The sequence below is a fragment of the Nitrosomonas communis genome (genome assembly GCF_024102715.1).
GTDB classification, from domain to species: domain Bacteria; phylum Pseudomonadota; class Gammaproteobacteria; order Burkholderiales; family Nitrosomonadaceae; genus Nitrosomonas; species Nitrosomonas communis_B.
Genome location: NZ_JAGFJM010000095.1, coordinates 1 through 8545 on the forward strand (window position 1 = coordinate 1; position 8545 = coordinate 8545).

Here is an 8545-nt window from a genome sequence, read left to right on the forward strand (position 1 = left end):
ACAAAAACGCGCCGCCGCCTGCGCAATGGTAAGTCCTTCCTTCTTACGAACGGACAAAACTTTGCAGCGAAATGATGATGGATAAGTCATCTATGGATTGTAATCAATTTATTTGAGCTTTGCTATATTTCATCGTAAGCCCCGGCTTCTTTTCTTAAAAGGAAGCGCAATAGAGCCTGACTGACAGGATACAGTAATTCATACCGTCAAGCGGATAAGATGCTTTAATCGGAGAATGTCTTTGTGTTTAAAAAAACCGATATAAAACAAAAAAGGTCTTGAAAAAGCTTACTAAATAAGTAAATATACCTTAGATGATAACCAAGGTTTACGGCGGCAGATGCCGCCGTATTGTTTTCTATTTCTTCAAACTTAAATGCGAGTGTAGTCTGTGTCAAACTTAATGAGTACTTATTTGCGGCTTCCTGTAACCTTTATCAAGGGCGAGGGAGTTTGGTTATGGGACGATCGTGGCGATTGTTATCTTGACGCACTCTCCGGAATTGCCGTATGTGGTCTTGGGCACAGTCATCCCGAATTGACCAAGGCGCTATGCGAGCAGGTTGGGATGCTAATACATACTTCAAATCTTTATCATATCGAAAAACAGGAACTGCTGGCAGAGAAGTTGGTTGCTTTGTCGGGCATGGATAAAGTGTTTTTTTGTAATTCTGGCGCAGAAGCAAATGAGGCTGCTATTAAGCTGGCAAGACTGCATGGTCACAACAGAGGAATTGAATTGCCTACGATCATAGTGATGGAGCGATCTTTTCATGGCCGTACTATGGCAACTCTGACTGCAACGGGTAATCGTAAAGCTCAGGCTGGTTTTGAGCCACTGCTCGCTGGTTTTGTGCGTGTCCCATACGATAATCTTGATGCGGTTGCTCAAATTGCCGATAGCAACAAGCATGTCGTTGCAGTGCTAGTAGAAACTTACCAGGGAGAAGGCGGCGTCAATTTTCCGCAAATCAATTATCTGCAAGGTTTGCGTCAATTATGTGATCAACATAATTGGTTGCTGATGCTTGACGAGGTGCAGTGTGGTATCGGTCGCACCGGAAAATGGTTTGCATTCCAGCATAGCGATATCATGCCAGATGTCATGACATTGGCAAAAGGTCTGGGTTCTGGTGTGCCTATTGGTGCTTGTATTGCAAAAAGTGATGCGGGGGATGTATTTAAACCTGGAAATCATGCATCGACTTTTGGAGGTAACCCGCTTGCTTGCACAGCAGCGTTAACCACATTAAATGTGATTGAAAAAGACCAATTAATGCAGAATGCTGTGCAGATTGGCAGTTTTATACAAGATCGGTTTAGGGAGAAACTTGCCAATTGGCTTGATGTGATACAAATCCGGGGTCAAGGACTCATGCTGGGCATCGAGCTTCCTGTGTCTGGCAGTGAGTTGGTGAAAGAAGCGCTGAAACATCGACTATTGATCAATGTAACTTCGGAGAAAGTGGTGCGATTGTTACCTGCTCTGGTAATGAATCAAGCAGAAGCAGAGCAGGTCGTGGATACTGCTTCAGAGATTATTGGGAAATTCTTGGCTAATCAAACTGAGAATGTACTCACGCGTAACAAATCTGGGCCATCTAATTAAATAAACCATTTTATGCAAATAAAGCATTTTCTGAAAATTAATGATTTAACCCTTGAGGAGCTTGAATATTTATTTGAGCGAGCGCGTTGGATTAAAAATGAGTTCAAGCAGTATCGACGATATTGGCCGCTAATAGATAGGACCTTGGCGATGATCTTTGATAAGAACTCTACGCGCACACGATTATCATTTGAAGCGGGAATGTATCAGTTGGGTGGAAGCGCTATTTACCTTTCTACTCGGGAAACACAATTAGGTCGAGGTGAGCCAGTAGAGGATGCGGCGCAAGTGATTTCGCGCATGGTGGATATCGTATTAATTCGTACTTATGAGCACAGTATAATTGAATGTTTTGCAGAAAACGCACGTGTTCCCGTTATTAACGGATTAACCGATGAATATCATCCCTGTCAAATTTTAGGTGATATTTTTACTTACATAGAGCACCGTGGAAGTATTACTGGCAAGACGGTGGCATGGATTGGGGATTCTAATAATGTATGTAATACATGGTTACAGGCTGCTGAAATATTCAATTTTAACGTACATGTTTCAACCCCTCCAGGTTATGAGGTTGAGCCGGAGCGTGCTGGATTATATAGTACTGATCATTACGAAGAGTTTGCGTGCCCGCATGATGCTGTGAAAAATGCTGATCTGGTGACGACTGATGTATGGACAAGCATGGGCTTTGAAGCCGAAGAAGATGCTCGCAGAAAAGCCTTTGCTGATTTTTGTGTCGACGAGGAAATGATGTCTTGTGCAAAGAAGAATGCGCTGTTCATGCATTGCCTCCCTGCTCATCGCGGTGAAGAGGTAACCGCCGGAGTGCTGGATGGGCCGCAATCAGTAGTTTGGGATGAAGCAGAAAATCGATTGCATACTCAAAAAGCGTTGATGGAATATTTGTTGCTGGGTAAAGTGGAAGTTAAGTAACTGTGTGATTTAATTAATTTGTTTGAATTCTGTTTGGTGCCATGAAAAAAATTAAAAAAGTGGTTCTTGCTTTTTCCGGTGGACTGGATACTTCGGTCATATTGAAATGGCTGCAAGATGTTTATCAGTGTGAGGTCGTTACGTTTACAGCTGATATTGGACAAGGCGAAGAAATAGAGCCGGCGCGTACTAAAGCCCAGCGTCTTGGTGTTAAAGAAATATTCATAGAAGATTTACGTGAAGAGTTTGTTCGCGATTATGTATTTCCAATGTTTCGCGCAAATGCTATCTATGAAGGCGAATATTTGCTTGGCACTAGCATAGCAAGGCCGCTCATTGCCAAGAGGCAAATTGAAATCGCTCAAGAAACAGGCGCAGATGCTGTTTCTCACGGCGCAACGGGTAAGGGGAACGATCAGGTTCGTTTTGAATTGGGTTATTATGCACTAAAGCCTGATATCCATGTGATTGCTCCGTGGCGTGAATGGGATCTCACCTCACGAGAAAAGTTATTGCAATATGCAGAGAAGCATGGCATTCCGGTTGAGATGAAACAACAAAGCGGATCGCCGTATAGTATGGATGCGAATTTATTGCATATATCTTATGAAGGGCGTTTATTGGAAGATCCGGCGAGAGAGCCCGAAGAATCGATGTGGCGATGGACGATAGCGCCAGAGGAAGCGCCAGAGAAACCGGAGTATCTCGATTTGGAATTTGAGCGTGGCGATATTGTTGCATTGAATCAAGAGAAATTATCACCTGCTAAGGTTCTTGCAAAATTAAATCAATTAGGCGGTAAGCATGGCATTGGGCGACTAGATTTAGTTGAGAATCGATATGTCGGTATGAAATCACGTGGATGCTACGAAACACCTGGCGGTACAATAATGTTGCGCGCACATCGTGCGATTGAGTCGATCACGTTAGACCGGGAGGTAGCTCATTTGAAAGATGAGTTGATGCCGCGTTATGCAAGCCTCATTTATAACGGATATTGGTGGAGTCCTGAGCGGAGGATGCTGCAAGCCATGATTGATGAATCGCAACGGAATGTTAACGGTTGGGTAAGAGTCAAAATGTACAAGGGTAATGTAATAATAGTTGGTCGTGATTCTAAAACTGATTCGCTATTTGATCCGGGAATTGCTACTTTTGAAGAAGATCGTGGTGTTTATAATCATGCAGATGCTGCAGGATTTATCAAGTTAAATGCGCTGAGGTTACGAATTGCGGCAAAAGTTAGAGAGTGATGGGCGTAAGCCTTTGCATCCATGCTGAGTGGTAGTCATAAGAAGAGTAATAGTAGTCGTGTCACCGTTTGTTATTATTGCGGCTGGTTTGAGGAGTACGAGAGCAGCAATATTATTGGGCGTGAGAATAGAAAGTTGGGTAATCGGTATGAATTTGAGGAATGTAATAGCTGGTCGAAGCGATCTTGGCTGCAAAATTATCCTTATTTCTTGACATGAGAAGATAAACCCCATAAAATCCGCAGTCTTTTTAGCCATCTCTTTTAGAGAGTTGATGTCAAAAAAGAGGTAAATGGTTAGAGTTAAGTTGGATTGATCAAGATAAAAAGCAAAAGCAACTCATTCAAACAAAATTGAAATCGTGATGAGAAATAAAGACATAGCAATAATTGAGAAATAAAATATTATGCCAACCATAAGTCAATTAGTAAGAAAGCCGCGGAAAGCTAAGCGAGTAAAAAGCAAAGTGCCAGCACTTGAGAGTTGTCCGCAAAAGAGGGGCGTTTGCACGCGGGTATATACAACAACTCCTAAAAAACCCAACTCAGCTCTGCGTAAAGTAGCGCGGGTAAGATTGACGAATGGATATGAAGTTTCAAGTTATATCGGTGGTGAAGGGCATAACTTACAAGAGCACTCGGTAGTATTAATTCGAGGTGGGCGTGTCAAGGATTTGCCGGGGGTGCGCTACCATACTGTGCGTGGAAGTTTGGACACTGCTGGCGTAAAAGATCGCAAGAAGGCGCGTTCCAAGTATGGTTCTAAGAAACCTAAGGCATCATAATAATTTATTAGTGCTGCAGGTTTCTGAATATAAATATTTGAAGATACTAAAACAGTTCGGGGTTAGTAAATGCCAAGACGTAGAGAAGTGCCAAAGCGTGAAATATTGCCAGATCCAAAATACCACAATGTTGAGATTTCCAAGTTTGTAAACGTTCTGATGACGGGTGGAAAGAAATCGGTGGCTGAGCGCATTATCTATGGTGCTATGCAGCAAATCGAGAAAAAAACAGGAAAGGATCCGGTAGAAATATTTACCCAGGCGATGGCAAATATTAGGCCTTTGGTTGAAGTTAAAAGTCGGCGAGTTGGAGGAGCTAATTATCAGGTTCCAGTCGAGGTAAGATCAGTGCGTCGTAACGCGCTTGCAATGCGGTGGTTGCGGGATGCTGCGCGTAAGCGTGGTGAAAAATCGATGGATATCCGTCTTGCAGGTGAATTAATGGAGGCCTCTGAGGGGCGTGGCGGCGCGGTCAAGAAGCGTGAAGAAGTGCATCGTATGGCGGAGTCAAATAAAGCATTCTCACATTTCCGATTTTAATAGAAGTTTATAAGATTATAACTTAAGCAAATGACAGCAAATAAGTAGGTGGTCAGGGATTTGGCAGTCGGATAAATTAAAGCAGTTCAAATTTAGAGTCTAATTTTAAGGTAATTATAGTGTCTAGAAAAACGCCCATTGAGCGCTATCGCAATATTGGAATCATGGCGCATATTGATGCTGGGAAAACAACAACAACAGAGCGTGTTTTGTTTTATACCGGCGTATCCCATAAGCTAGGTGAGGTTCATGATGGTGCAGCTACTATGGACTGGATGGAGCAAGAGCAGGAGCGTGGAATAACGATTACATCTGCTGCGACAACATGCTTTTGGAGAGGGATGGCGGGTAATTATCCGGAGCACAGGATAAACATAATTGATACGCCTGGTCACGTAGATTTTACTATTGAGGTGGAACGTTCCCTGAGAGTGTTGGATGGTGCATGTACAGTTTTTTGTGCGGTGGGGGGGGTGCAGCCACAAACGGAGACAGTGTGGCGGCAGGCTAATAAGTATCAAGTGCCGCGACTGGCATTTGTAAATAAAATGGATCGATCAGGTGCAAATTTTATGCGTGTTTTGGAGCAGATAAAAACACGATTAAAAGCCCAGCCGATTCCTATTCAATTGCCAATTGGTGCGGAAGATAGATTCGAGGGCGTTATTGATCTCGTTAAAATGAAGGCTATTTATTGGGAAGAAGCTTCTCAGGGTACAAAGTTTGAGGAGCGAGATATTCCGCAAGAAATAATGGCCGAAGCAAAGAGCTGGCAAGAGAAAATGATAGAGTCGGCGGCAGAGGCGTCAGAAGAATTAATGAATAAATACCTTGAGGAAGGGGTGTTATCAGTAACGGATATAAAGCGAGGCATAAGAACGCGAACATTGGGTAATGAAATAGTTCCAATGTTATGTGGCTCGGCATTCAAAAACAAGGGTGTGCAGGCCATGCTTGATGCGGTCGTGGATTATCTACCATCTCCAGCGGATATTCCTGCAATTCAGGGAACTAAAGAAAATGGGGAAAAGGATGAGCGTCATGCGAGCGACGAGGAGCCGTTTTCCAGTCTGGCATTTAAAATTGCTACCGATCCGTATGTTGGTCAGTTGATTTTCTTTAGAGTGTATTCTGGCGTGGTTACATCAGGGGATACGGTCTATAACTCGGTTAAAGGGCGTAAGGAGAGAATAGGAAGGTTGTTGCAAATGCACGCCAATCAGCGAGAAGAAATCAAAGAGGTGCGTGCTGGTGACATTGCTGCGGCAGTTGGTTTAAAAGAGGTTGTGACTGGCGATACATTATGTAGTGGCGAACATGTCATAACATTGGAGCGTATGGATTTTCCTGAGCCGGTCATACATGTTGCCGTAGAGCCAAAAACCAAGAATGATCAGGAAAAAATGGGGGTTGCGTTAAATCGTTTGGCGCAAGAGGATCCATCATTCCGGGTTCGAACCGATGAAGAGTCAGGTCAAACAATTATATCGGGGATGGGGGAATTACATCTCGAGATTATTGTGGATCGTATGAAGAGGGAGTTTGGTGTCGAGGCAAACGTTGGGGCGCCGCAGGTGGCTTATCGAGAAGCAGTTAAGAAAAAGGTGGAGATTGAAGGTAAGTTTATCAAGCAAAGTGGCGGACGTGGACAATATGGTCATGTTTGGTTGAGAATGGAACCTAATGAAGCTGGAAAAGGATTTGAATTTATTGATGAAATCAAAGGTGGTGTGGTTCCTAGAGAATATATACCAGCAGTAGAGAAGGGGTTGCAAGACGCTTTGGGCGCGGGTGTATTAGCGGGCTATCCAGTAGTTGATGTTAAAATAGCTTTGTTTGATGGTTCCTATCACGATGTTGACTCAAATGAAAACGCTTTTAAGATGGCGGCATCTATTGCGTTTAAGGACGGTATGCGGAAAGCTAATCCGGTATTATTGGAGCCAATGATGTCCGTAGAGGTTGAAACTCCGGCGGAGTTTATGGGAAATGTCGTTGGTGATTTGTCATCACGTCGCGGTATGATACAAGGTATGGATGATACAATGGGCTTTAAAATCATACGAGCAGAAGTGCCATTGGCAGAGATGTTTGGTTACTCTACTATTCTACGATCAGCGACGCAGGGTAGGGCGACTTATACTATGGAGTTTAAACATTATTCAGAGGCACCAAAGAGTGTTGCTGAGGCAATTATCAATAAAAGTAAATAATTATTGAAGAAGGATATAGCATGGCGAAGAGTAAATTTGAGCGATTGAAGCCGCATGTGAACGTTGGTACGATAGGTCATGTCGATCACGGAAAGACGACATTAACGGCGGCGATTACGATGGTGTTGACGAGAAAATATGGTGGTGAGGCAAAGTCGTATGCTCAGATTGATTCTGCGCCGGAAGAGCGTGCGCGCGGCATCACCATTAATACATCCCATGTGGAGTATGAGACTGATCACCGTCATTATGCTCATGTGGATTGTCCGGGTCATGCGGATTACGTAAAAAATATGATTACGGGGGCGGCGCAGATGGATGGCGCTATACTGGTAGTGTCAGCGGCTGACGGGCCGATGCCTCAGACGCGAGAGCATATTTTGCTGGCCCGGCAGGTTGGAGTGCCATACATCATAGTCTATATGAATAAGGCGGATATGGTGGATGATGCTGAGCTGCTTGAGCTGGTAGAGATGGAGATACGGGAGTTGTTGTCCAAGTATGATTTTCCTGGAGATGACACGCCGATTATTATAGGCTCGGCACTAAAGGCGCTCGAGGGGGATCAAAGTGATATAGGTGAGCCATCGATATTTAAGTTGGCGGATGCGCTAGATAGCTATATTCCTGAGCCTCAGCGAGCTATTGATGGTGCATTTATCATGCCGGTAGAAGATGTGTTTTCGATATCTGGTCGTGGTACCGTTGTGACGGGTCGGGTGGAGCGCGGCATAATCAAGGTGGGTGATGAGATCGAGATAGTGGGGCTGAGGCCGACGTTGAAGACGGTCTGTACCGGAGTGGAGATGTTCAGGAAGCTGCTTGATCAAGGGCAGGCAGGTGATAACGTTGGGATATTATTACGTGGCACGAAGCGCGAAGAGGTTGAGCGTGGGCAAGTACTAGCGAAACCGGGGAGTATTTTGCCGCATACGAAATTCACGGCCGAGATTTATGTTTTAAGCAAAGAAGAGGGTGGGCGTCATACACCTTTTTTTGCGGGGTATCGTCCTCAATTCTACTTTCGCACCACTGATGTGACGGGGTCAATAGAGTTGCCGGCTGGTACTGAGATGGTAATGCCGGGTGATAACGTTTCGGTGGCTGTGAATCTTATTGCGCCGATTGCGATGGAAGAGGGGTTGCGTTTTGCGATTCGTGAAGGTGGCAGAACTGTTGGGGCCGGTGTTGTAGCTAAAGTTATCGAGTA

Annotated in this window: 7 protein-coding genes; all 7 read left to right on the plus strand. The window is 44.3% G+C overall.

Annotated features, from left to right (window positions below; translation table 11 throughout):
• Positions 1-391 precede the first annotated feature (391 nt).
• Entirely contained in the window at positions 392-1609 is a 1218-nt protein-coding gene (locus J5I83_RS09120; RefSeq protein WP_304055199.1) for an aspartate aminotransferase family protein, read from the plus strand.
• A 12-nt stretch (positions 1610-1621) separates the two neighbouring features.
• The gene (gene argF / locus J5I83_RS09125) at positions 1622-2545 is read left to right on the plus strand and encodes an ornithine carbamoyltransferase (protein WP_304055202.1); all 924 of its coding nucleotides are present in this window, start codon (positions 1622-1624) and stop codon (positions 2543-2545) included.
• A gap of 41 nt (positions 2546-2586) precedes the next feature.
• Positions 2587-3798 carry an argininosuccinate synthase gene (locus J5I83_RS09130; protein ID WP_304055204.1) on the plus strand — a complete coding sequence of 404 codons (1212 nt, stop codon included), beginning with the start codon at positions 2587-2589 and terminating at the stop codon, positions 3796-3798.
• 406 nt (positions 3799-4204) lie between these two features.
• A complete protein-coding gene (gene rpsL, locus J5I83_RS09135) occupies positions 4205-4582 on the plus strand; it encodes a 30S ribosomal protein S12 (RefSeq protein ID WP_297744542.1) in 378 nt (125 codons plus the stop codon).
• Positions 4583-4651: 69 nt separating this feature from the next.
• On the plus strand, positions 4652-5122 hold the full coding sequence (gene rpsG, locus J5I83_RS09140) for a 30S ribosomal protein S7 (protein ID WP_304055207.1): 471 nt from the start codon (positions 4652-4654) through the stop codon (positions 5120-5122).
• Positions 5123-5241: 119 nt separating this feature from the next.
• Positions 5242-7335 carry an elongation factor G gene (gene fusA, locus J5I83_RS09145; protein ID WP_304055208.1) on the plus strand — a complete coding sequence of 698 codons (2094 nt, stop codon included), beginning with the start codon at positions 5242-5244 and terminating at the stop codon, positions 7333-7335.
• Between the two features lie 20 nt (positions 7336-7355).
• Positions 7356-8545, plus strand: a 1190-nt coding sequence (gene tuf, locus J5I83_RS09150) for an elongation factor Tu (RefSeq protein WP_304055210.1), incomplete at its 3' end; no start/stop codon positions are given.